Raw genomic sequence first — 26,447 nt, forward strand, 5'->3', positions numbered from 1 at the left:
TGGTATATGAATTTAGATTGAAGCTGTACGGTGTTTAGATACACAGTACTTCAAACTGTAATGTTGGTTATCCTACTTGTAGGGATGAACGACTGTTTGGGGTTGTATAGTCAAGTAATTAAGTGCATGTGGTGGATGCCTTGGCAGTCAGAGGCGATGAAAGACGTAATAGCCTGCGATAAGCTTCGGGGAGGCGGCAAATATCCTGTGATCCGGAGATTTCTGAATGGGGAAACCCACTTACCATAAGGTAGGTATCGTATGATGAATACATAGTCATACGAGGCGAACGAGGGGAAGTGAAACATCTCAGTACCCTTAGGAAAAGAAATCAATTGAGATTCCCTCAGTAGCGGCGAGCGAACGGGGATCAGCCCATTAAGTTATATGTGTTTTAGCGGAACGCTCTGGGAAGTGCGACCGTAGAGGGTGATAGTCCCGTACACGAAAGGGCACATATAATGATGACGAGTAGGGCGAGGCACGTGAAACCTTGTCTGAATATGGGGGGACCATCCTCCAAGGCTAAATACTCCTGACTGACCGATAGTGAACCAGTACCGTGAGGGAAAGGCGAAAAGAACCCCTGTGAGGGGAGTGAAATAGATCCTGAAACCGCATGCATACAAGCAGTGGGAGCCGACTTGTTCGGTGACTGCGTACCTTTTGTATAATGGGTCAGCGACTTATATTCAGTAGCAAGGTTAACCGTATAGGGGAGCCGTAGAGAAATCGAGTCTTAATAGGGCGTATAGTTGCTGGGTATAGACCCGAAACCGGGTGATCTATCCATGAGCAGGTTGAAGGTTGGGTAACACTAACTGGAGGACCGAACCCACTGTCGTTGAAAAGCCAGGGGATGACTTGTGGATAGGGGTGAAAGGCTAATCAAACTCGGTGATAGCTGGTTCTCCCCGAAAGCTATTTAGGTAGCGCCTCGGACGAATACCATTGGGGGTAGAGCACTGTTTCGGCTAGGGGGTCATCCCGACTTACCAAACCGATGCAAACTCCGAATACCAATGAGTACTATCCGGGAGACAGACTGCGGGTGCTAACGTCCGTAGTCAAGAGGAAAACAATCCAGACCGCCAGCTAAGGTCCCAAAATCTATATTAAGTGGGAAACGATGTGGGAAGGCATAGACAGCTAGGAGGTTGGCTTAGAAGCAGCCACCCTTTAAAGAAAGCGTAATAGCTCACTAGTCGAGTCGGCCTGCGCGGAAGATGTAACGGGGCTAAAATATAGTACCGAAGCTGCGGATGTATACTATGTATACGTGGTAGGGGAGCGTTCTGTAAGCCGATGAAGGTGGATTGAGAAGTCTGCTGGAGGTATCAGAAGTGCGAATGCTGACGTGAGTAACGACAAAACGGGTGAAAAACCCGTTCGCTGAAAGACCAAGGGTTCCAGTCCAACGTTAATCGGGGCTGGGTGAGTCGACCCCTAAGGCGAGGCCGAGAGGCGTAGTCGATGGGAAATTGGTTAATATTCCAATACTTCTGTGTAATGCGATGAGAGGACGGAGAAGGTTAAGTCAGCCTGGCGTTGGTTGTCCAGGTGAAAGGTTGTAGGCATGTATCTTAGGCAAATCCGGGGTACTCTATGCTGAGAACTGATAGCAAGCTGTACTTGTACAGTAAAGTGGCTGATACCATACTTCCAAGAAAAGTCTCTAAGCTTCAGTTACACAGGAATCGTACCCGAAACCGACACAGGTGGTCAGGTCGAGTAGACCAAAGCGCTTGAGAGAACTCTGCTGAAGGAACTAGGCAAAATGGTACCGTAACTTCGGGAGAAGGTACGCTGCTTTTGGTGATGGAACTTGCTTCCTGAGCTGAGAGCAGCCACAGAAACTAGGCCCCTGCAACTGTTTATTAAAAACATAGCACTCTGCAAACACGAAAGTGGACGTATAGGGTGTGATGCCTGCCCGGTGCTGGAAGGTTAATTGATGGGGTTAGCGTAAGCGAAGCTCTTGATCGAAGCCCCAGTAAACGGCGGCCGTAACTATAACGGTCCTAAGGTAGCGAAATTCCTTGTCGGGTAAGTTCCGACCTGCACGAATGGCATAATGATGGGGGCGCTGTCTCCAGCAGAGGCTCAGTGAAATCGAAATCGCCGTGAAGATGCGGTGTACCCGCGGCTAGACGGAAAGACCCCGTGAACCTTTACTGCAGCTTGACATTGAACTTTGATCTTACTTGTGTAGGATAGGTGGGAGGCTTTGAAACCGAGACGCTAGTTTCGGTGGAGCCAATCTTGAAATACCACCCTGGTAATATTGAGGTTCTAACTCTGTCCCGTGATCCGGGACGAGGACCATGTCTGGTGGGTAGTTTGACTGGGGCGGTCTCCTCCTAAAGAGTAACGGAGGAGTACGAAGGTGCGCTCAGCGTGGTCGGAAATCACGCGTAGAGTATAAAGGCAAAAGCGCGCTTAACTGCGAGACCCACAAGTCGAGCAGGTACGAAAGTAGGTCTTAGTGATCCGGTGGTTCTGTATGGAAGGGCCATCGCTCAACGGATAAAAGGTACTCTGGGGATAACAGGCTGATACCGCCCAAGAGTTCATATCGACGGCGGTGTTTGGCACCTCGATGTCGGCTCATCTCATCCTGGGGCTGAAGCAGGTCCCAAGGGTATGGCTGTTCGCCATTTAAAGAGGTACGCGAGCTGGGTTTAGAACGTCGTGAGACAGTTCGGTCCCTATCTACCGTGGGCGCTGGAAATTTGAGAGGATCTGCTCCTAGTACGAGAGGACCAGAGTGGACGAACCTCTGGTGTACCGGTTGTGACGCCAGTCGCATCGCCGGGTAGCTATGTTCGGAAGGGATAACCGCTGAAAGCATCTAAGCGGGAAGCCTACCTCAAGATAAGATTTCCCTAGGACTTTATGTCCTCTAAAGAGCCGTTGAAGACTACGACGTTGATAGGTTGGATGTGGAAGTGCAGCGATGCATGAAGCTGACCAATACTAATTGCTCGTGAGGCTTGACTATACAACACCCAAACAGTTGTATGTTTCAATGAATTCAAAGCAAAATGCTTGATTTAGTTCAAAAGCTAGTTACAATAGCAACTCAAATTATCCTGTTAATAACTCATTTGGTTGAAAGCCGTGGCATCTAAATAAGACCATAGCGAGTATCCATAACAGTTTGCTGGCGACAATAGCAAGAGTGAACCACCTGATCCCTTCCCGAACTCAGAAGTGAAACCTCTTAGCGCTGATGGTAGTGTGGGATTACCCATGTGAGAGTAAGTCATCGCCAGCTTTTAAATTTAAACACCCTCAACTGAAAGGTTGGGGGTGTTTTTTATGGCGGGTGGGAAAGTTTTAGACTGATTAGAATATAATGAATATTAAATAACCATCAATAACAGAAACAGGTGATAAAAATTATGCTAAAAAGTATTTTAATTGAAATATTTTTTAAATCTTCCTAAGTCCTTAAAATAAATTAGATATAAAAAAGAAACCCCATCATCCTGATGGGGTTCTTTCATATTAGTGAGTTAGATCTGACTCCTGTCGAATCTCACATTCCTGATGCTCAGACTGTTCATTGTTGTTTTGTGTCTGGGAAACGTCCTGTTCCCTATGTTTATAGAATATGAAATTCATGCTTCTCCGAAAAGATGCAATTTGCACCACTAACTGTAAGCATTTGCTTACATCGTCATATTATAAGTTTTCAATAAAAAAGCAGATCCTATGATCTGCTCTTTGTTTTCTTCTTGGTTTGTTAAATCTTAGAAATGTGCATCTAAGCCGATATATGGACCTTTGAATTCAAATTTCATATCACGTTTGTCCATGTCGTCTAATTCGATATTCATGACACGGTAACCAACTTTTGCACCTAAATCCAATAATATGCTTTGTACAAAGTTATATTGAACTTCTGCTTGCGCATCGGTGATTTTGACATCATTGACATTGGTATAAGTTGCTTCAGCTTTGGCACTGAAACCTGTAAATGGTAATTTTCCACCAACTTCTGCATAAATAATCGGTGAATATTCATCTACATCAACAGATTGACCGAATTGTTTTACATCACCATTTAAGCGTGTTGCACCTACACCGACATCCGCTTTAACGATATTGTCCAGAATTTCGTAATATAAAATTAAATCAGTATGATCTAAATTAATATCTGTTTTATTGATGGTATTGGCTTCAGTTTCGGTATCTAATTTTGTGTATTTCACTTTTACATTTGGAATGATTGGCACAGGATGCTCAAATGCAACAGAGGCTTGTACAGTGCCTTTACGATCTAAGTCTTGATCTGCTAATCGTTTTTCATCAATATTGGCTTTGCCATCTACATTCCAATAGCTGATGTCACCTTTTAAGCCAATAAAATCGGCTTGTGCGAATGAGCTTAATCCTAAAACTGCAATAAACACAGGTAATTGTTTTAACTTCATAAGATCCTCTGACTGAATAGATGTATTGTGCTGAATTGTTACTTAAATACATTTCATAGTTTTATAAACTAAGGGCATGATATAGAGGTTTCAGCCATTTTGCATTATGAGAATATAGATAATAAAGGAGATGAAGTATGGCAGGGTTAGAATTCCCATTATATGTGGCAGGGAAGCCTGTAAAAACAGGACAATGGCTTGAGGTTAATGATAAGTTTTCGGGTCAACTTTATGCAAAAGTTGCTTTGGCCGATGACAAAATCTTAGACAAAGCGATCAGTTCAGCAGTCAAAGCAGAACAAGAGATGGCAAATTTAAAACCATTTCAAAAGCAAAAAATTCTTTTACATTGCGTCAATCGTTTTAAAGAAATGCGTAGTGAATTGACGGCATTATTAATCGCAGAAGGTGGAAAACCTAAACTTGCTGCCGCAGCAGAAGTAGAACGATTAATTAATACTTTTCAAATCGCAGCTGATGCTGTTACTACAATCGATGATGGTCGCTTGATGCCTTTGGCTGTGACTGCAGCAGCTTCGGCTTATCGGGGGATGGTACAACATGTTCCAATTGGTGCAGTGTCTTTGATTAGCCCATTTAATTTTCCATTGAATTTAACTGCTCATAAAATTGCACCTGCAATTGCTGCAGGTTGTCCATTTGTTTTAAAACCTGCAAGTTTGACACCAATTTCAGCCTTGAAAATTGCTGAAGTATTGGCAGAAACAGAATTGCCTAAAGGGGCTTTCTCTGTATTGCCATGCCCACGTGAACATGCAGATGTTTTAGTGACGGATGACCGTTTTAAACTATTAAGTTTCACAGGTTCTGACCAAGTGGGATGGGATATGAAAGCACGTGCAGGCCGTAAGAAAGTCACTTTAGAATTGGGTGGCAACGCAGCGGTTTTGATTGAACCAGATACTGAAATGACTGATGCATTGGTGGATCGTGTGATCAGTGGTGCATATAGTCATGCAGGGCAAGTTTGTATTAGTGTACAACGGATTTTGGTGCATTCAGATATTTATGCCGAGTTTAAGAAGAAAGTTTTAGCGAAATTGAAGAAAATTCATGCGGCAGATCCAAGCTTGGAAACGACGATTGTTGGCCCAATGATCAAAGCGTCTGAAGCTGTTCGTTTGAAAAAATGGGTAGATAAAGCTGAAAAGAAAGGTGCTAAAATCTTAACTGGTGGTACTCTAAATGGTGTTTTATTTGAGCCTACTTTGTTGGAAAATGTCGACGAGTCTCTTGAAATTTACCAAAATGAAGCCTTTGGTCCAGTGGCGATTTTAGAAAAATATAAGGATTTTGAAAAAGGGATTGCCACAATCAATAAGAGTCGTTTTGGTTTACAAGCAGGTGTTTATACTCAAAATCTAAACAAGATGCTCTATGCATGGGATCATCTCCATGTGGGTGGTGTGATTATTAATGATATCCCAACTTTCCGTGTGGACAACATGCCCTATGGCGGTGTGAAAGATTCAGGCTTAGGTCGTGAGGGCATTCAATCGGCGATTCGTGATATGCAGGAAGAACGCCTTTTGGTGATTAAACAATAATATTTTTAACAGTAATTCATTTATCAAGGAGTCTCGGCTCCTTGTTTTTCTTAGGTATTTTCTAATGACAATAAAATCATTTAAACAATTATCTGTACTATTCGTTGTATCGTTACTCAGTGTGCAAATTTGGGCATTTCAATCTGATAAATTGGTAACCGATGCACGTTCACAAATTTGGAAAACACTCTATTACGACTCAGCCTATACACAGCTCAAATATCCCATGGGGGATGTACCTTTGGTCAAAGGTGTGTGTACAGATGTGGTGATTCGAGCATTACGTCATCAAGGGATTGATTTACAACAACGTATCCACGAAGACATGAAAGCTAATTTTTCTAAGTACCCAAAAAAATGGGGATTAAAAGCAACAGATAAAAATATTGATCATCGTCGTGTTCCGAACATTATGACCTATTTTCAACGACAAGGTTATGCAGTTCAGGATCAGCACTATAAAGCAGGCGATATTGTGGCATGGGATTTAGGCAAAGGGCTGACACATATCGGTATTATTTCTGACAAAACTACGGTACTTTCAAAAGTGCCATTGGTGATTCATAACATTGGTTATGGAACGCGTGAAAATGATATTTTAAATGAATATAAAATTATTGGGCATTATCGAATTCCGAGCAATGCGAAATAAAACTTAAGGCTTAAAAAATAAAAATCTACTAAAGGGGGGAAAGGATAAAAAAATAAGCAATTAATTAGAAAATGTTCATTCTAAAGTCGAATTTAGTGTAGAAATTACAGTAAAAGGCAAGGAAAACAGGTATTGTTGCGCCATTAAACAATATTTTTTAAGATTTTCTTTAAGCAAGAAATCACAAAAAATATTGGTTTGTAATAACAACAAAGTGCTCACAAGGTGCTGTTTTATTCAAACAAAAAGAATTTAGGAATTGGACTCCTTTTGCATGTTAAAGATAAACACAATATGCGGCAATGTGGAGTCCACACATCGTAGGTATTTTCTATGTCAGATAATCGTGAAAGTTGGTCTGCACGATCAGGCTTTATTTTGGCGGCGATTGGTTCAGCCGTAGGTTTGGGTAACATTTGGCGTTTCCCTTATGTCGCTTATGAAAATGGTGGAGGTGCATTTTTAGTACCTTACTTAATTGCAATTTTTGCAGCAGGGTTGCCTTTATTATTTTTAGACTACGCAGTGGGGCACAAATATCGTAAAGCGCCACCAATTGCGTATAAAAAATTAATGAATAGTGAAGCATTGGGGTGGTGGCAAGTCATGGTGACTTTGGTCATCGGGATTTACTATGCCAGTGTCTTGTCATGGGCAGGTAGTTATATGTTCTATTCCTTTGGTCAACAATGGGGTAACGATACAGAGGCCTTTTTCTTTAAAAGTTATTTAGCAAATGGGGAAGGTCTGGCATTTGGTTTTGTACCCACTTTGTTTTTTGGTTTAGTCATTGTATGGGCTGTAGTGATGTTTATTCTCTATGGTGGTGTACGTCGTGGGGTAGAACTTGCCAATAAAATTTTTATGCCTTTATTGGTCATTTTATTTTCTATCCTTGTGATTCAAGCATTACGCTTGCCAGGGGCAACAGAAGGATTAAATGCTTTTTTCACGCCAAATTGGGAAGCCATGACCAATTATAAAGTATGGTTGGCTGCATTTGGTCATATCTTCTTCTCACTTTCTGTGGGTTTCGGGATTATGTTGACGTATGCATCTTATTTAAATAAAAAAGCCAATATGACGGGTTCAGGTGTTGTTGTGGCATTGGCAAACTCATCCTTTGAGATTCTGGCAGGGATTGGGGTATTTGCTGCACTTGGTTTTATGGCACAAAGTTCAGGTGTTCCCGTAAAAGATGTGGTTTCAGGGGGAATTGGCTTAGCCTTTATCGCATTCCCAAAAATCATTTCAAGTATGGGGTCAGGCGGTGACTTATTTGGCTTCTTATTCTTTGCTTCACTTGTCGTAGCAGGGATTACCTCTATGGTGAGTATTTTACAAGTGCCTATTGCCGCATTTCAGGATAAATTTGGTTGGTCTAAAAATAAAGCTGTAACTATTATTGGTGGTGTATCTGCTGTCATTTCAACGATTTTATTCTCTACACACAGTGCAATTACTTTTGTTGACATCATCGATTACTTTGCCAATAACATTGGTATTGTCGGTGGTGGTTTATTGTCGATTATTTTAGTGTCTTGGTTCCGTCGTCCATTGATGGCTCAATTAGAAGCTCATGTGAATCAATACTCAAGTATTAAGCTGGGTACTGGTTGGAATTTTCTTCTGACTATTATTACACCGATTTCATTGTTGGTTGCATTATTATTGACGATTAAAGCAATCATCACAGAAGGGTATGGTGGTTATCCTGCATTAACTTTATGGTTGATTGGTGGTGGTGTCGTGGCGTTCTTTGTCCTTGGTGCAATCCTTTTAAGTTTGACGAAAGACACAGCGTCGAAGGAGAATTAAAATGAATACATCTGCGATTGTGATGATGATTCTATCGATTGTTTTATTATGGGGTGGGTTGATTTTGGCAACCATTCATTTGGTTAAAAACCCTGATGAGGCAGAAGATTAATTCTTTATCATCAGAATAAAAAATGCCCAATCACATGATTGGGCATTTTTTATGGTATTTAAAAACGAAACATTAGATCGATAAATCTTTACGCGATTTTTTCAATTCGACAATAATAGAAGCCGTCACCAAAATCCGTTTCAGGCAATAACTGGCGACCATGAATTTGTTTTAATCCCCAATTTGCTTCAATTTTGACTTCTTTGGCATCTGTATGATCTGCAAAGAATTGAACCATTTGTTGTTCATTTTCAGCTTTCAAAATCGAGCAGGTGATATAAAGCAATGTTCCACCAACTTTAAGCTGTTGCCACATCTGATTTAAAATCTTGTGTTGCAAATCTACAGTCTGTTGAATATCACCTGACTGACGCAACAAACGAATATCAGGATTACGACGCATTACCCCAATGGCTGAACATGGTGCATCAAGCACAATACAATCAACTTGTTCAGGAGCTGTCCAAGTTGTTGCATCCGCAGTGAGAATTTCAAGCTCACTGATATTGTTGAGTTGCAAACGTTCTAAGTTCTCTGAAACACGAAGTAAACGCTTGGTATCATGATCAAGTGCAATCAATTTTTTAGGTTGGAATTTTTCCAAAATATGCGCAGTTTTTCCACCTGGTGCGGCGCAGGCATCGACGACAATTTTGTCATTTAAATTAGGTAGCAAAGTTGCACAAAGTTGTGCATGTTCATCTTGAACCGAAAAGCCACCTTCTGCAAAACCTGGTAAATGGGTAATATTGGTATTTTGTTCTAGTACGATGCCCACATGAGACAAATCACATTCATGTGCTTGAATGCCTGCTTCATCTAAAATCTCAAGATATTCATCACGGCTGACTTGACGATCATTCACACGTAATGTTAAAGGTGCACTTTGTTTTAAGTTATGACATAACTCATCAACATGCTCAGCCCAATCTTTCTTTAAACGTTTAAATAACCAACTTGGCAAACCATGTGCTTGATCTAAAGCAGCTTGAAATTCTGATGTTTCACGTGAAACACGACGTAAAATTGCATTCACCACACCGCCCATTGCTTCATAACCCAGTTGTTTGGTCGCAGTCACTGTTTCAGAAATTGCAGCATGGGCAGGAATACGAGTACACAGTAACTGATACAAACCCAAATACAAACAGGTTTCAATCGATGGATTATTTAAAGGTTTATTGAGCAAAGGCAAAGTAATGGCTTTGAGCGCATACCATTGACGCAATGTGCCTAAAACTAACTCATGAAATAACGCACGATCACGCTCCGCTACTTGCTCCAAATTTTGGTGCAAAAAACTATTCAGTGATTTACCATCTTGTACAGACAGTAAAGTGCGAACCACTTGTGCACGTAAATTCACTGTTGATTTTGCAGAGGAATGTTTTTGGCTCATGCGAAGAGATGTCCTACAGTTAATTTTTGAGTTTGGTTAATTTGAACAGCATTCAATGCTTTACCACCTGGCCATTGTAAGTTGGTTATACAGACAGCTTGCTGATCGCCACAAGCCACATGCACACCATTTTTATCCAATGCAATAATCTCACCTGCTTGTTTATCTGAAGCATCTAAAGTTGATAAAACAGAATTCCATACCCGCAAATTGTTATTCTCATCAATCGGGGTAAATGCCACAGGCCAAGGATTAAAAGCACGAATATTACGATCAATCTCTACAGCAGAACGTGACCAATCGATCTGTGCTTCTGCTTTAGATAATTTAGTGGCATATACAGTCAAGGCTTCATCTTGAACTTCACGTTCAGCTAGATACTTTTGTAAGCTTTGTTCGGACGCTAATACCGTGCAAATTGCTTCAGCACCTTGAATTGCCAGTTTGTCATGTAGGCTTGCAGAGGTATCTTCATTTGTAATAGGGCAGATGGTTTTATACATCATATCGCCTGTATCTAACCCTGCTGCCATTTTCATGATAGTCACGCCTGTTTCAGTATCACCTGTTGAAATGGCACGCTGAATCGGTGCTGCACCGCGCCAACGTGGTAACAAGGAACCATGAATATTAAGACATCCGTATTTGGGTGTGTCTAAAATGACTTGTGGCAAAATTAAACCATACGCAGCCACGACCATGACATCAGCATTCAATTCCGCTAATTGTTTTTGTGCAGCCAAACCTTCTTCAGTAGATGATTTAAAATTTACAGGTTGATAAACCGTTAAGTGATGCTCAAGAGCAAGTTGTTTGACGGCAGAGGCTGTAAGCTTTTGTCCACGTCCTGCTTTACGATCAGGTTGAGTGTAAACTGCAACAATTTCATGATCAGTTTTTAAAAGGGCGCTGAGTGCATGTGCTGCAAATTCGGGGGTACCTGCAAAAATTATTTTCAAGATAGGAGCTCTAAGAAAAATTAAAAAGCAGTATATCAAAGCTACATCAAATCAGACGATTTTGATCAATTTTCATAATAAAATAAAAAAAATGTAAATATAAAAGGTATAAATATTACAAATAAAAATTGCTTAATTAAAAAAACAATTGAAAACAAAAGCTTAAATTTTAAATTTCAACATTTGTAAGAAAAATTAATCAATGTTAATGGATTGTTAATATTTTGAATAATAGTAAATTTTTGATTAATATGGTTGAATATTAAGCAGTTAATCTAAAAATTGAACTAAGAGAGTGAATTAAAGTCTTAGTGTGATCAAAGTCGCATAATTTTGTTGATTTTTGACTGCATTCGTTATTTAATTGTAGTTAATTTTGTATGTTTTGTGTGCGCTTCAGAAAGAATACTAAAAACTTCTAAGTGCCACCCAATGAGGAATATCTAATGAATAAGATTTACAAAGTAATTTGGAACGCAACCTTAGGTATTTGGGTGGCAGTGTCTGAAGTTGCAAAGGGAAAAACCAAGTCATCTAAAGTGACAAAAATCATGGGTGCTGCGACAGTCAGTTTGATGGTGACGTTTAGTCCAGATGCTGCTGCAAACTTATCTGTTTGTGGTACTACCGCAGCAAGTGGAACAACAGGTGCTGTCGTAGGGAATTCAACTAACACAAGTTTAGATGCTAACTGCGGTAGTGGTGCTGCTTTAGCTCAAGCAAGTATTGGGGGAGCTATTGCGATAGGTGATAATCGCTATAACACAACAACTGCCATTGGGAATGATAATTTAGCAATAATGTCTGGTGCGACAGCGACTAGTGGTGGAGTCAATAGCACAGGAAATAATATAGCCATTGGTCACAATACTAAAGCAACAACTACGCTTAACGATGGAGGGCGTGCTACTGCTGTTGGTTCTTTTGCTGAAGCGACAGCGGCATATGCGACTGTATTTGGTGCTGACAGTAAAGCATCTGCTGTTGGTGCAAGTGCATTTGGTTATCGTGCACAAGCAACCTCTTCTCGTACTACAGCAATAGGACAAGATGCTTATGCATCTGGATCGGCTTCTGTAGCAATTGGTGGTGCACAGAATTCTGCAATTACGAAAGGAACATCAACGGTTACAGGTTCTACTGGAAATCAAATACCTGGTTCTAGAACCCTAAACATTACAACAAATAGCGCAACTAAATTTGTTGGAAAAACACAAGGCTCTACAAATGGGCGTTATAGTTTTGATTTAAATATTTCTAATGGTTCGGCAACAGGTGGAACATATACATTACTAGATTCAAGTGATAATCCAATTACTGGTACAACAAGTACCTTGGATGCAGCAACAGCTCATGTGCTATATGAATCACTAACAAGTGGTGCTGCTGCTGGGGGGGGGGGCAGGGCAATCAGTTGCCATAGGTTCATCAGCATTGGCGCTTAGAAATCAATCCATCGCAATTGGTGCAGACTCATTGGCTTTAGGAGATCAATCAACAGCATTAGGTGCTAATAGCCGTGCTACTGGTGCGGCTTCAGTTGCCATTGGGGGGGATGATATTGACTCAGCACGTGGTAATAATGCAGTTTATAAAGCGCTGACCGGAGTCGATTTACCATCAGGTTATATTTCTACACAAAGCTCTGGTGATGCTTCTACTGCAGTTGGGGTGCAAGCAAAAGCAAGTGGGCATTATGGTACTGCAATTGGTATGGCTTCAGCTGCGACGGGTAATCTATCAGTTGGTATTGGATCTAAAGCAACTGCTTCATCAGATGCAACCACGGCTATTGGAGTAAATTCATCAGCGAGTAAGAAATATGCTTCTGCAATTGGTTTAAACAGTACTGCATCAGGTGAGTATGCGACTTCTATAGGTTCAGGTGGTAATACAGTTTCGAAAGCGACCCAAGCAACTGCAGATGGTGCATTGGCATTAGGTGGTAATGCCAATGCAGGTGCGCAAGCTTCAAATATAAATGCAACTGCAATAGGTGGTGAGTCTGTTGCTTCGGGAGTTAGTGCGATTGCATTAGGTACACAAGCTGAAGCTTTAGCTACAAATTCTCTTGCTTTTGGACGTAAAGCACAAGTCACTAATACTAATGCGACTGGCGCGATGGCAATTGGTTCGCAATTAGATTGGGCTTTTGATGCTGCTGATGGTGGTACTCAAACTGTTAACACTAAAGCTGACGGGAGAAACTCTCTTGCTTTGGGTAATGGTGCACAAAGTAACAGTGAAAACTCAATGGCATTAGGAAACGTTGCTAATGCTACAGGTAATCAAGCAATTGCGTTAGGTACATATAATAAAGCAAATGGTCTTAGTAGCTTAAGTATAGGTCATCGTTCAAATGCGAATGCAGATTATGCTCTTGCACAAGGTTATAAAGCGCTTGCTTCAGGTGTATCTTCAATTTCTGTTGGTAATCAAGCGAATGCGTTGGCTACTAATACTGTAGCAATAGGCCGAGGGGCATCTTCTAAATTTAATGACAATATTGCCATTGGTACCAACGCAGTTGCGGATACAGGTTCAAATACTATAGGTAGCTCTATTGCGATGGGTGCAAATGCATATACTCTAGGCATGTACCAAACGGCTGTTGGAACGGGCGCAAGAGCTACCACAAATCAAGCTGCAGCATTAGGTTATAAAGCAGGGGCTGCAGGTTCAGGTAGTGCGGCAGTCGGAACAGGTACTGCTTCATTAGGAACAGGGAGTACAGTTGTAAGTGCAGGTGCAGCTTCAAATGATTTAAAAGGCTTAGCTGCTGGAGTTCCTATGGGAAGTGGCTTTAGATCAGTTACGATGTCAACGGCATATACAGGCCCGACTCAAACTTCAATTGCTGGTTCATTTTCAAATAATAGTCGTTTACCTACAAACTTTACATTTACTTTAGATGGAACTACGGGTGCAGTGACTGGTGGTACATTAGGTACTAAAACTCTTAATAAAGAGCAGGCATTGGCTGTTTATAATGCTTTATCTATGGGTTCAGCAATTGCCACAGAAGATAACTCAACTGCAGTAGGTTATAGCAGCCTTGCATCAGGCGCAGCTGCTACAGCATTGGGCGGTGGTGCATCAGCATTAGGGGCAAATGCGGTTGCAGTTGGTCGTGCTGAAGGGGTAGGTGCGAATGCGGTTGCTGTGGGATATGCTTCTCAAGCACTTGGTTCAGAGTCTACAGCTGTAGGTAAAAATACAGTCGCTTCAGCAAGTAATACGCTTGCTATTGGTTCAGGCGGAACAGATGCGAATTCAACCAAAACAACAGCTTCAGCAGTGGGTGCAATTGCCATTGGTGGTAATACAACTGCAGGTGCAAGAGCTCTTGGTACAGATTCAATTGCATTGGGTGGTGAGTCGATAGCAGGTTCAACAAGCAAAGCAAATGCTGTTGCAATTGGTAAAGGTGCAAAAGCGACAGGTCAAAATGCGATCAGTATTGGTACAGGTAATACAGTTTCTGGTGACAACTCTGGTGCTATTGGTGATCCAACTACTATTACAGGGTCAGGCACTTATACTGTCGGTAATAACAACGGTACTGTAGATGCTTCTGAATCTGGAATTATGGGGAATAATAATACCATTACTACGGGTTTAGGTATTACAGATACGCGTGTTATTGGTAATAAAAATACCATCAACTCCACTAAGGTGATGGTTCTTGGCAATGGTGTTACTGTTGGTGCAAATTTAGATGGTGCTGTAGTTCTAGGTGATGGTTCAACAGTTACCAGTGCAACACCGACAGCAAATGCGACTGTGACAGGTACAGCAGCAAATGCTAAAGCAATTAACTATGGTACTTTTGCTGGAGCAACACCAGATACTGGTGATGTGGTCAGTGTTGGCGCTGTAGGAAATGAGCGTCAAATTATTAATGTTGCTGCAGGTGAGATTGCATCAGGAAGTACGGATGCAATCAATGGTAGCCAATTATACGCAACTCAGGCGGTGATTAGTAATTTAGCAGGCTCTACTGCCGCTGCTTTAGGCGGCGGGGCAAGTGTAAATTCGGCAAATGGTGCGATATTGGCACCAACCTACTCATTGACGAATAATCCGAATGCTGGAACCAAAACTACATCAAATAATGTAGGTGGGGCTTTAACAACTTTAGATACGGCAGTGAATCAGCCGATTACATTTAAAGACGCTGCAACAGGTACAAGTGTTCAAAAGTTAGGTTCGACATTTGCGATTGTGGGTGATGGTAAAAATCTTTCAACTGTTGTGACAGCAGGGCAAGCGAAAATCAGCATGTCTGATACGCCAATATTTACCAACGTCACAGCCGATCAAGTCACGGTAAAAAATGCACCGACTGCAGGTACGGATGCCACCAATAAAACTTATGTTGATGGTCAAGTTCAGTCTGTTGCAAATAACCCGTTAACTTTTGCTGGTGATACCGGAACTAATGTACAACGTAAGTTAGGTGAAACAACTAAAATTGTGGGCGGTATAACTGACCCAACAAAACTATCTGCAAATAATATTGGTGTTGTTGCAGATGGTACAGATAAGTTAACGATACAACTTGCAAAAGATTTAACAGGTTTAAACAGTGTAGAAAGTAATACGATTAAACTTGGTGACGCAATCAACAATACTACATTGACCAGTACAGCAAATGGTCTCAATGTGGGTGGTGATAAAATCACTAATGTAGGCAAAGGAGATGTATCTGCAACGTCAACAGATGCAATTAACGGTAGTCAGTTAAATACTGCACAAAATAGTACAAGCAGTATTATTGGTGGTGGTGTGACCAACAATGCAGGTAGCTTAACGGGTCCATTCACGACCAATGGCAACAGCTATAGCAACATTGCTGAAGCGATTGAAGACCAAGCGAAGAAATCAAAAACCACAGTTACTCAAGGTGACAACATTGTTGTGACTTCAGGGACGAATGCAGATGGTTCAGTGAACTACGAAGTTGCAACAGCGAAAGACGTAAACTTCGATAAAGTCACTGTAGGCAATGTAGTGACTGATGGTGCAACAGGCAAAATCAGTGGCTTAACAGCAGGCGATGTTTCATCAACATCAACCGAAGCAATCAATGGTAGCCAGTTAAATGCACAAGGCGAAGGTGTTAAAAACATCATCGGCGGTTCAACAGTTTATGATCCAACAACAGGTACATTAACCAACACCAATATTGGTGGTACAGGTGAAAGTACAATTGATGATGCGATCAAAAATGTAAATACAGCAGCCACTAAAGCGAAAACCACAGTTACTCAAGGTGACAACATTGTTGTGACTTCAGGGACGAATGCTGATGGTTCAGTGAACTACGAAGTGGCGACTGCGAAAGACGTGAACTTCGATAAAGTCACTGTAGGCAATGTAGTGACTGATGGTGCAACAGGTAAAATCAGTGGCTTAACGGATGGTACGGTTGCCGCAGGTTCAACTGAGGCTGTGACAGGTAACCAGTTGAATGCACAAGGCGAAGGTGTTAAAAACATCATCGGCGGTTCAACAGTTTATGATCCAACAACTGGTACATTAACCAACACCAATATTGGTGGTACAGGTGAAAGTACAATTGATGATGCGATCAAAAATGTAAATACAGCAGCCACTAAAGCGAAAACCACAGTTACTCAAGGTGACAACATTGTTGTGACTTCAGGGACGAATGCAGATGGTTCAGTGAACTACGAAGTTGCAACAGCGAAAGACGTAAACTTCGATAAAGTCACTGTAGGCAATGTAGTGACTGATGGTGCAACAGGCAAAATCAGTGGCTTAACAGCAGGCGATGTTTCATCAACATCAACCGAAGCAATCAATGGTAGCCAGTTAAATACTGCACAAAATAGTACAAGCAGTATTATTGGTGGTGGTGTGACCAACAATGCAGGTAGCTTAACGGGTCCATTCACGACCAATGGCAACAGCTATAGCAACATTGCTGAAGCGATTGAAGACCAAGCGAAGAAATCAAAAACCACAGTTACTCAAGGTGACAACATTGTTGTGACTTCAGGGACGAATGCAGATGGTTCAGTGAACTACGAAGTTGCAACAGCGAAAGACGTGAACTTCGATAAAGTCACTGTAGGCAATGTAGTGACTGATGGTGCAACAGGCAAAATCAGTGGCTTAACAGCAGGCGATGTTTCATCAACATCAACCGAAGCAATCAATGGTAGCCAGTTAAATACTGCACAAAATAGTACAAGCAGTATTATTGGTGGTGGTGTGACCAACAATGCAGGTAGCTTAACGGGTCCATTCACGACCAATGGCAACAGCTATAGCAACATTGCTGAAGCGATTGAAGACCAAGCGAAGAAATCAAAAACCACAGTTACTCAAGGTGACAACATTGTTGTGACTTCAGGGACGAATGCAGATGGTTCAGTGAACTACGAAGTTGCAACAGCGAAAGACGTAAACTTCGATAAAGTCACTGTAGGCAATGTAGTGACTGATGGTGCAACAGGCAAAATCAGTGGCTTAACAGCAGGCGATGTTTCATCAACATCAACCGAAGCAATCAATGGTAGCCAGTTAAATGCACAAGGCGAAGGTGTTAAAAACATCATCGGCGGTTCAACAGTTTATGATCCAACAACAGGTACATTAACCAACACCAATATTGGTGGTACAGGTGAAAGTACAATTGATGATGCGATCAAAAATGTAAATACAGCAGCCACTAAAGCGAAAACCACAGTTACTCAAGGTGACAACATTGTTGTGACTTCAGGGACGAATGCAGATGGTTCAGTGAACTACGAAGTTGCAACAGCGAAAGACGTAAACTTCGATAAAGTCACTGTAGGCAATGTAGTGACTGATGGTGCAACAGGTAAAATCAGTGGCTTAACGGATGGTACGGTTGCCGCAGGTTCAACTGAGGCTGTGACAGGTAACCAGTTGAATGCACAAGGCGAAGGTGTTAAAAACATCATCGGCGGTTCAACAGTTTATGATCCAACAACTGGTACATTAACCAACACCAATATTGGTGGTACAGGTGAAAGTACAATTGATGATGCGATCAAAAATGTAAATACAGCAGCCACTAAAGCGAAAACCACAGTTACTCAAGGTGACAACATTGTTGTGACTTCAGGGACGAATGCAGATGGTTCAGTGAACTACGAAGTTGCAACAGCGAAAGACGTAAACTTCGATAAAGTCACTGTAGGCAATGTAGTGACTGATGGTGCAACAGGCAAAATCAGTGGCTTAACAGCAGGCGATGTTTCATCAACATCAACCGAAGCAATCAATGGTAGCCAGTTAAATACTGCACAAAATAGTACAAGCAGTATTATTGGTGGTGGTGTGACCAACAATGCAGGTAGCTTAACGGGTCCATTCACGACCAATGGCAACAGCTATAGCAACATTGCTGAAGCGATTGAAGACCAAGCGAAGAAATCAAAAACCACAGTTACTCAAGGTGACAACATTGTTGTGACTTCAGGGACGAATGCAGATGGTTCAGTGAACTACGAAGTTGCAACAGCGAAAGACGTAAACTTCGATAAAGTCACTGTAGGCAATGTAGTGACTGATGGTGCAACAGGCAAAATCAGTGGCTTAACAGCAGGCGATGTTTCATCAACATCAACCGAAGCAATCAATGGTAGCCAGTTAAATACTGCACAAAATAGTACAAGCAGTATTATTGGTGGTGGTGTGACCAACAATGCAGGTAGCTTAACGGGTCCATTCACGACCAATGGCAACAGCTATAGCAACATTGCTGAAGCGATTGAAGACCAAGCGAAGAAATCAAAAACCACAGTTACTCAAGGTGACAACATTGTTGTGACTTCAGGGACGAATGCAGATGGTTCAGTGAACTACGAAGTTGCAACAGCGAAAGACGTGAACTTCGATAAAGTCACTGTAGGCAATGTAGTGACTGATGGTGCAACAGGCAAAATCAGTGGCTTAACAGCAGGCGATGTTTCATCAACATCAACCGAAGCAATCAATGGTAGCCAGTTAAATACTGCACAAAATAGTACAAGCAGTATTATTGGTGGTGGTGTGACCAACAATGCAGGTAGCTTAACGGGTCCATTCACGACCAATGGCAACAGCTATAGCAACATTGCTGAAGCGATTGAAGACCAAGCGAAGAAATCAAAAACCACAGTTACTCAAGGTGACAACATTGTTGTGACTTCAGGGACGAATGCAGATGGTTCAGTGAACTACGAAGTTGCAACAGCGAAAGACGTGAACTTCGATAAAGTCACTGTAGGCAATGTAGTGACTGATGGTGCAACAGGTAAAATCAGTGGCTTAACGGATGGTACGGTTGCCGCAGGTTCAACTGAGGCTGTGACAGGTAACCAGTTGAATGCACAAGGCGAAGGTGTTAAAAACATCATCGGCGGTTCAACAGTTTATGATCCAACAACTGGTACATTAACCAACACCAATATTGGTGGTACAGGTGAAAGTACAATTGATGATGCGATCAAAAATGTAAATACAGCAGCCACTAAAGCGAAAACCACAGTTACTCAAGGTGACAACATTGTTGTGACTTCAGGGACGAATGCAGATGGTTCAGTGAACTACGAAGTTGCAACAGCGAAAGACGTGAACTTTGATAGCGTGACTGTAGGTAAAGGCGCAGACACAACAATCTTGACCAGCACCGAAGATGGTTTAGATGTGGGTGGTGATAAGATCACGAATGTCGGTGCAGGCAAGATAGCAACAGGTTCAACTGATGCTGTTACAGGCGATCAGTTGAATAAAGCCGCTGATAACTTGACTACAATCTTGGGTGGTAATGCAACCAATGTTGGCGGTAATGTAACTACAAGCAATATTGGTGGTACGGGTAAAAACACCATCAATGATGCAATTTCTAGTGTAAATACAGCAGCGACTAAAGCGAAAACGACAGTGACTGAAGGCGACAACATCACTATAACGTCAAGCACCAATGCAGATGGTTCAACCAACTATGAAGTTGCGACTGCAAAAGATGTCAAGTTTGATAATTTATCTGTAGGTCCTATTACTGTTTCGAAAAATGGTATTGATGCAGGAAATACACAAATTAAAAACATTGCAGCAGGTACAGCAGCTGGTGATGCTGTGAATGTGAGTCAGTTGAATGATGTTGTTAATAACAAAATTCAAAATGATGTGACGAGTATTATTGGTACAACTGATGGTCAACCAAGTGAACTATTTGAAACCTATAATGTGTCAGGTCAAAGTACAACTGATCGTCGTAACATTCTAGAAACTGTAACAAGCATTAATACGAAGGGTGCAAAATACTTCCATACTAATGCAGTAGATGAAAGTGTTGAAGCTGGTGTTGTTGGTGAAACAAATGACTCAAGTGCAGGAGGTAAAAACTCTACAGCAATTGGTGTTAATGCAATTGTCGCAGCAGGCGCAACAAGTACAGCAGCACTTGGTCATAATACTTTAGCAACAGATGAAGCAACTAACGCAGTCGTTGTTGGTTCGGGTTCTAAAGTTGGAGGAGCATCAACGATTGCAATTGGTCATAATGCGCAAGCATTGGGTCAACAATCAATTAGTATCGGTACTGGCAATATTGTGACCGGCAATAATTCTGGCGCTTTGGGTGATCCAAGTATTGTTGATGGAAATAGCAGTTACTCTGTAGGTAATAACAATAAAGTTGCTACAGATAATACTTTTGTTCTTGGTAATGATGTGACTCAAACTGTTGATGGTTCTGTGGTGTTGGGTAATAAATCAGCAGCAACTACAGGCGCTGGTGTTGGAGGTTATACACTTGCTCAAGCAACGACTGCGGATCGTGATGCAATTACTCAAACGACAAGTACTACAGGTGCGGTTGCTGTTGGTGATGCAACAAATGGTGTTTATCGTCAAATTACCGGTGTTGCAGCAGGTACAGCAGATTCTGATGCAGTCAACGTTGCGCAGTTGAAAGCAGTTGATCATCAAGTCACAACAACTCAAGGTGCTTTAGTTGATAGTTTAGGTGGTGGTTCGAAAGTTAACCAAGATGGCACAATCACTGGCCCAACTTATAATGTTGGTGGTGGCACACAAACTAATGTGGGCGATGCATTAGATGCTTTAAATACTAAAGTGAATAATGTAGATACCACTGCAAATGCAGGTTGGACAGTGAAAGCTGGTGATCAATCCCAAACTATTAAACCGAAAGCAACGGTTGAGTTTGTTGGAGATGACAATATCACTGTAACTCAAGAAAACGACAAAGAGGGTAATGCAAAACTTGCTGTCGAGTTGAATAAAAAGCTTGATGTTGAACAGTTAAAAGCTGGTGATACTGTAATTAATCACGGTGGAGTATCAATTGGACAAGTTGTACAGTTAGGCGGCACAGGCCTCATTATCCAAAATGGTCCAAGTGTAACAACAACAGGAATTAATGCAGGTAACAAAGTAATTAGTAATGTTGCAGCAGGTCAAAAAGATTCTGATGCAGTGAATAAAGGTCAGTTAGATAGCGCAATTAGCAATATCACGAACCAAGTTGATCAAGCCAATAACAGCTCAGTTCAGTATGATAAAAAAGCTGATGGTAGCGTAAATAAAGACAGTGTAACTTTAGGTGGCGGTAGTAATGGTACAACCTTAACTAATGTCGCTGAAGGTAAAGTTCAAGAAGGCTCCAAAGATGCCGTTAATGGTGGTCAATTGTGGAGTGTGGAGCAGAAGGTTAATCAAAATACAAGTGATATTAACAATATCAAAAATGAGATTAACAATGGTTCGCTTGGCTTAGTTCAACAAACTGGAGGCTCAAAAGCTGATATCACTGTAGGTAAGAATACAGGTGGTACAACAGTGAATATGGCTGGTAAGGATGGTGATCGTATTGTCACTGGTGTTGCTGATGGTGCTGTGAATAAAGACTCTAAAGATGCAATTAATGGTTCTCAACTACATGCACAAAAAGTTGAAACGAATCAAAAAGTTGTTGAGTACTTAGGTGGTGGTGCTGCGATTGACAACATTATAGGTAGCTTCACAACTGCGCCGTCTTACACAGTCGGAGATAGTAAGTACAATAATGTTGGTGGTGCGATTGATGCGTTGAATAAAGCAGATCAAGAGCTTGGTAATAAGATTAACAATGTGAGCAACCGTTTAGAGCAAGCATTCCAATCGACTAACCAACGTATTGATGATGTTGAAAAACGTGCAAATGCAGGTATTGCAGCAGCAATGGCTCTTGAAAATGCACCGTATATTCCAGGTAAATACACCTACGCAGCAGGTGCGTCATATCACGGTGGTGAAAGTGCAATCGGTGTGACTTTACGTAAAACTGCTGATAATGGTCGTTGGTCATTGACTGGTGGTATTGCGGCAGCGAGCGAAGGTGATCCAAGTGTACGTATCGGTATCAGTGGTGTAATTGACTAATTCACTAGACTAGGAAGATCTTCGGATCTTCCTTGGTTTTTCCCTATTTTAAGAGAGATAAATTAATGAAAACATTAAACACAATTTTGCTGTTCAGTGTGCTCAGCGGTCTAGTGACAACAATGAGTTCTGCTGCTGAAATTGATCCACAAAATACACCAGAAGAAATTAATTTTCCTGAAGTTAAAGACAGCTATTTAAAACAAGTTCATCGTTATGAATATGACGAAGTTGCACGTTTGGATAAAGGCTTAACAAAAGATCAAATCCGCTTTATTTTGGGTAATCCTCAATTTAATGAAGGCTTATTTTTTGTTAAAACATGGAACTATGTTTTAGATATCCGCCAACCAAATACGAATGAATATAAACGTTGTCAGTTACGTATAGATTTTAATAAAGATAAACTATCTGAAAATTTATATTGGAAAGGTGAAGAGTGCCAAGGCTTAATGGTCTATGGTGCAAATAATCAAGTTCCTCCACAGATGGTCTATCCTGTAGATAAACAACGTAAAAATGCAAATGTCTTATTCGCATTTGATCGTTATGATCCACAAGCAATTGACCAAAACTATAGTTCAGTATCAACTATTGTTGAACAGATTAAGGCAGATAATCCTGAGCGTATAGAAATATCAGGCTTTGCAGATCGTTTAGGGAAATATGCCTATAATCAACGTCTATCTGCAAATCGTGCCAATACGGTAGCGCAGCTACTCGTACAGCAGGGAATAAACCCAAATATTATTTCTTTACAAGGTAACGGTTCTACTACGGCTTATCAAGAATGTTCTGCACAAGCGAAAACATCAGGATTAATTCAGTGCTTGGCACCTAACCGCCGTGTAAATATACAGTGGTAAAATTAAATTTAAGGTTTTAAGGTAGAAATATATGCGTGTAAAATTATTAGCATTGAGTCTAATTTTGCTGTTTAGCTCAGCAATACAAGCTGAAGAAAAAATAGTAGAACCTCAACAGATTGTTGATATTTTACAACAGGTGCAAAATTGGGAATTAATTCAACCCAATACAGCCTGTAAAGAAAGCTATCAATTTTTACCTAAGGGCGATATTACGATTCAAAGTAATAAAGAAAAGGTCACTGGATTTTATCAATATATTTTGCCTCAGGATGAAAATAATTTACCCGCTTTAGGAATTACCTTTGAAACAGATAATCTTAAAGAGGATTGTAATGGAAATTCAAATAATGACGTAAATATATCCAACGTAAATTTTTTGAAGAAAGCGTCGAAAGATAAAATTTATTTATGCACTGATTATACGGGAAAAAATTGTCCTGTATATTTAAGACCAAAGCTTTAATATTTTTTAAAAGCCTAATCAAATGATTAGGCTTTTTAACATTTTAGAGGTGATTTAATTATAAAATTTACTTATTAAAAAATTAAAAAATATTCATGAAAGTTTGGTATTTAATTTATCTTGATCGCGCTATATTAATCTCATTCCTTATTGTTCTTAAATCTCCAATTGAAGATGTATCATAGATATGAAAAGGGTTACATATTCATTTGTTTGTGAATGACCTATAGTATAATGATGCAAATTTCATCAGATTTAAACTTATATTCATATTATTTGGCCAGAGTGAATCATTAGATTTAACTCAAGCATAACTTTCATTGGAAATAGATAACAATGCCTGACTATCGTTCAAAAACATCGACACACGGAAGAAACATGGCTGGTGCGCGTGGCTTATGGCGCGCGACAGGAATGAAAGATGAGGACTTTGGTAAACCGATTATTGCGGTGGTCAACTCATTTACCCAATTTGTACCAGGTCATGTACATCTTAAAGATTTAGGACAGTTGGTTGCTCGTCAAATTGAACAAGCAGGTGGTGTAGCTAAAGAGTTTAATACCATTGCGGTTGATGATGGCATTGCAATGGGGCATGACGGTATGCTCTATTCACTACCTTCACGTGATTTGATTGCAGACTCCGTGGAATACATGGTGAATGCACACTGTGCAGATGCGATGGTGTGTATTTCCAACTGTGACAAAATCACTCCGGGAATGTTGATGGCATCTATGCGCTTGAACATTCCAGTGGTATTTGTGTCTGGTGGGCCAATGGAAGCGGGTAAAGTCAAAATCCGTGGTAATGAAAAAGCCATTGACCTTGTTGACGCCATGATTGTTGCAGCAGATGACAACTTTACTGACGAAGAAGTGGCTGAATACGAACGTTCAGCATGTCCAACCTGTGGTTCATGTTCAGGGATGTTTACTGCAAACTCAATGAACTGTTTGACGGAAGCTTTAGGTCTATCTTTACCGGGTAATGGTTCAACACTTGCAACACATGCCAACCGTAAAAAATTATTTGAAAAAGCGGGGCAGTTGATTGTTGAAATCACCAAACGTCATTATGAACAAAATGACTATAGTTTGTTACCACGTTCAATTGCGACCAAAGCTGCTTTTGAAAATGCAATGACGCTTGATATTTCGATGGGTGGTTCTACAAATACAGTTCTACATTTATTGGCTGCGGCGAATGAAGCTGAAGTTGACTTTACCATGACAGACATTGACCGTTTATCTCGTAAAGTGCCTGTATTATGTAAAGTTGCGCCAGCAAAACAAGATGTCCATATGGAAGATGTACATCGTGCAGGTGGGATCATGTCAATTCTTGGCGAGTTAGATCGAGCAGGTTTGCTTGATACTTCGGTTCCAACTGTACATGAAAAAACCTTAAAAGATGCTTTAGATAAATGGGATATTATCCGTACTGAAGACGAAGAGGTTTACCAATTCTTCCGTTCAGCACCGGGCGGTGTTCCAACGCAAACTGCATTCTCTCAAGATCGTTACTATTCACGTTTGGATGGTGACCGTGAGGGTGGTGTGATTCGTAATGTTGCTAATGCATTCTCACAAGATGGTGGTTTGGCAGTACTTTACGGTAACATCGCTTTGGAAGGCTGTATTGTTAAAACTGCAGGTGTGGATGATTCAATCTTGAAATTCAACGGCACAGCACGTGTTTTTGAAAGTCAGGATGCTGCTGTAGACGCAATTTTGGGTGGAAAAATTACTGCAGGTGATGTAGTGGTGATTCGCTACGAAGGTCCACGTGGTGGTCCAGGTATGCAAGAAATGCTTTACCCAACTAGTTATTTAAAATCAAAAGGATTGGGCAAAGATTGTGCCTTGTTGACGGATGGTCGTTTCTCTGGCGGTTCATCAGGTCTTTCCATTGGTCACGTTTCACCAGAAGCGGCTGAAGGTGGTGCAATTGGTTTGGTTGAAGATGGTGACCGTATCGAAATCGATATTCCAAATCGTACCATTCACCTTGCGGTTGATGAAGCAACCATGGCTGCGCGTCGTGAAGTACAAGAAGCTAAAGGTTGGCATCCTGCTGAAGAGCGTCCACGTAAAGTCTCGAAAGCACTCAAGGCTTATGCAATGCATACCACAAGTGCTTCAAAAGGCGCAGTACGTGAACTCTAAGTTTTAAAGTTTATTCACACTATATAAAAGCACTCACAGGTTGAGTGCTTTTTTAAGGGATGAAAATGGGAATTGAAATCATCATATGTGAAAAAGATAAAATGATTCATGGATTTTATTTAGGCTCGTATAGCGCTTTTTATTTACAGATTCCGAAAAAGCTTTTAGTGACTTTCCCATTATTTGAAAAACTGATTGCTGATTCAGGAACAGATGAGCCATTAAGTTTATCGGGTGAAACAGTATTAATGGAACTGATATTGGAAATGAGATTACTTTTGCTCAGCGTGGGACAGCAACAATCTAATTTGAATCAATTATTTGTATATGATGATTTTCCAATGAGTGAACAACTTTATTTAGAATTGAAATCATTTTACGATACGTTAAGAGCTCAAAATTTAGATACATGCTCAATAACTGTTTGCTGATAAAAAAATAATTGACCTAATCGTTTAAATTTTATTGAATTTTTAGTTATTGATCACTTGCTATTGAATTGCTATAAATTTTGTTTGACTGAGTGGGATTAATTTTTTCAGCATCTTCAGTCAATGAATGATATCCTTGAGCGA

At 40.8% G+C, this 26,447-nt stretch carries 12 protein-coding genes, 2 rRNA genes and 1 pseudogene; 12 read left to right on the forward strand and 3 right to left on the reverse strand.

What is annotated here, in order from left to right:
* The first annotated feature begins 108 nt into the window (after positions 1-108).
* A 23S ribosomal RNA gene (locus tag G0028_RS00095) occupies positions 109-3,001 on the forward strand.
* Between the two features lie 161 nt (positions 3,002-3,162).
* Positions 3,163-3,277, forward strand: a 5S ribosomal RNA gene (gene rrf, locus G0028_RS00100).
* 478 nt (positions 3,278-3,755) lie between these two features.
* On the opposite strand, the gene G0028_RS00105 is transcribed toward rrf, so the two are convergent.
* Entirely contained in the window at positions 3,756-4,439 is a 684-nt protein-coding gene (locus G0028_RS00105; RefSeq protein WP_130075517.1) for a TIGR04219 family outer membrane beta-barrel protein, read from the reverse strand.
* A 137-nt stretch (positions 4,440-4,576) separates the two neighbouring features.
* Between G0028_RS00105 and G0028_RS00110 the strand changes: the two genes are divergently transcribed.
* The 4 genes from G0028_RS00110 (at position 4,577) to G0028_RS00125 (ending at position 8,589) form a co-directional block, all read left to right on the forward strand.
* Complete coding sequence (locus tag G0028_RS00110; protein ID WP_180047601.1) at positions 4,577-6,007, forward strand: aldehyde dehydrogenase family protein; 1,431 nt, start codon at positions 4,577-4,579, stop codon at positions 6,005-6,007.
* A 64-nt stretch (positions 6,008-6,071) separates the two neighbouring features.
* Positions 6,072-6,659 (forward strand): DUF1287 domain-containing protein, encoded by a 588-nt coding sequence (locus G0028_RS00115; protein ID WP_180047603.1) that lies wholly within the window; start codon positions 6,072-6,074, stop codon positions 6,657-6,659.
* A gap of 333 nt (positions 6,660-6,992) precedes the next feature.
* Positions 6,993-8,477: a sodium-dependent transporter gene (locus tag G0028_RS00120; protein WP_180047605.1), complete on the forward strand. Its 1,485-nt coding sequence runs from the start codon at positions 6,993-6,995 to the stop codon at positions 8,475-8,477.
* A 1-nt stretch (position 8,478) separates the two neighbouring features.
* Positions 8,479-8,589 (forward strand): methionine/alanine import family NSS transporter small subunit, encoded by a 111-nt coding sequence (locus tag G0028_RS00125; RefSeq protein WP_081406165.1) that lies wholly within the window; start codon positions 8,479-8,481, stop codon positions 8,587-8,589.
* 88 nt (positions 8,590-8,677) lie between these two features.
* Here G0028_RS00125 and rsmB read toward each other — a convergent pair whose 3' ends face one another.
* Both rsmB and fmt read right to left on the reverse strand, forming a co-directional pair.
* Entirely contained in the window at positions 8,678-9,988 is a 1,311-nt protein-coding gene (gene rsmB, locus G0028_RS00130) for a 16S rRNA (cytosine(967)-C(5))-methyltransferase RsmB (protein ID WP_180047607.1), read from the reverse strand.
* Complete coding sequence (gene fmt, locus G0028_RS00135; protein ID WP_180047608.1) at positions 9,985-10,947, reverse strand: methionyl-tRNA formyltransferase; 963 nt, start codon at positions 10,945-10,947, stop codon at positions 9,985-9,987. The genes rsmB and fmt overlap by 4 nt, the downstream gene beginning before the upstream one ends.
* A 446-nt stretch (positions 10,948-11,393) precedes the next feature.
* Here fmt and G0028_RS00140 point away from each other — a divergent pair, with 446 nt between their 5' ends.
* From G0028_RS00140 to G0028_RS00165, 6 genes and pseudogenes are all read left to right on the forward strand, one after another.
* Positions 11,394-12,392, forward strand: a complete 999-nt coding sequence (locus tag G0028_RS00140) for an ESPR-type extended signal peptide-containing protein (RefSeq protein ID WP_180047610.1) — start codon at positions 11,394-11,396, stop codon at positions 12,390-12,392.
* A pseudogene (locus G0028_RS00145) lies at positions 12,385-22,374 on the forward strand (YadA-like family protein); the annotation flags it as partial. The gene G0028_RS00140 and the pseudogene G0028_RS00145, both read left to right, overlap by 8 nt.
* A 65-nt stretch (positions 22,375-22,439) precedes the next feature.
* Complete coding sequence (gene tpgA, locus G0028_RS00150; protein ID WP_180047508.1) at positions 22,440-23,240, forward strand: trimeric autotransporter adhesin/peptidogylcan-associated protein TpgA; 801 nt, start codon at positions 22,440-22,442, stop codon at positions 23,238-23,240.
* A 31-nt stretch (positions 23,241-23,271) separates the two neighbouring features.
* Positions 23,272-23,706 (forward strand): hypothetical protein, encoded by a 435-nt coding sequence (locus G0028_RS00155; protein ID WP_180047507.1) that lies wholly within the window; start codon positions 23,272-23,274, stop codon positions 23,704-23,706.
* 336 nt (positions 23,707-24,042) lie between these two features.
* The gene (gene ilvD / locus G0028_RS00160; RefSeq protein ID WP_174494083.1) at positions 24,043-25,872 is read left to right on the forward strand and encodes a dihydroxy-acid dehydratase; all 1,830 of its coding nucleotides are present in this window, start codon (positions 24,043-24,045) and stop codon (positions 25,870-25,872) included.
* Positions 25,873-25,937: 65 nt separating this feature from the next.
* Complete coding sequence (locus tag G0028_RS00165) at positions 25,938-26,303, forward strand: hypothetical protein (RefSeq protein WP_174494084.1); 366 nt, start codon at positions 25,938-25,940, stop codon at positions 26,301-26,303.
* Positions 26,304-26,447 lie beyond the last annotated feature (144 nt).

Origin of the sequence: Acinetobacter piscicola, assembly GCF_015218165.1 — a bacterium.
Classification (GTDB): Bacteria; Pseudomonadota; Gammaproteobacteria; order Pseudomonadales; family Moraxellaceae; genus Acinetobacter; species Acinetobacter piscicola_A.

Bases quoted from the DNA above. Each gene is read 5' to 3' on its own strand.
- G0028_RS00105 (WP_130075517.1), bottom strand. From the start codon at position 4,439: ATGAAGTTAAAACAATTACCTGTGTTTATTGCAGTTTTAGGATTAAGC.
- G0028_RS00110 (WP_180047601.1), top strand. From the start codon at position 4,577: ATGGCAGGGTTAGAATTCCCATTATATGTGGCAGGGAAGCCTGTAAAA.
- G0028_RS00120 (WP_180047605.1), top strand. From the start codon at position 6,993: ATGTCAGATAATCGTGAAAGTTGGTCTGCACGATCAGGCTTTATTTTG.
- G0028_RS00165 (WP_174494084.1), top strand. From the start codon at position 25,938: ATGGGAATTGAAATCATCATATGTGAAAAAGATAAAATGATTCATGGA.
- G0028_RS00155 (WP_180047507.1), top strand. From the start codon at position 23,272: ATGCGTGTAAAATTATTAGCATTGAGTCTAATTTTGCTGTTTAGCTCA.
- G0028_RS00115 (WP_180047603.1), top strand. From the start codon at position 6,072: ATGACAATAAAATCATTTAAACAATTATCTGTACTATTCGTTGTATCG.
- G0028_RS00125 (WP_081406165.1), top strand. From the start codon at position 8,479: ATGAATACATCTGCGATTGTGATGATGATTCTATCGATTGTTTTATTA.
- G0028_RS00140 (WP_180047610.1), top strand. From the start codon at position 11,394: ATGAATAAGATTTACAAAGTAATTTGGAACGCAACCTTAGGTATTTGG.
- rsmB (WP_180047607.1), bottom strand. From the start codon at position 9,988: ATGAGCCAAAAACATTCCTCTGCAAAATCAACAGTGAATTTACGTGCA.
- tpgA (WP_180047508.1), top strand. From the start codon at position 22,440: ATGAAAACATTAAACACAATTTTGCTGTTCAGTGTGCTCAGCGGTCTA.
- ilvD (WP_174494083.1), top strand. From the start codon at position 24,043: ATGCCTGACTATCGTTCAAAAACATCGACACACGGAAGAAACATGGCT.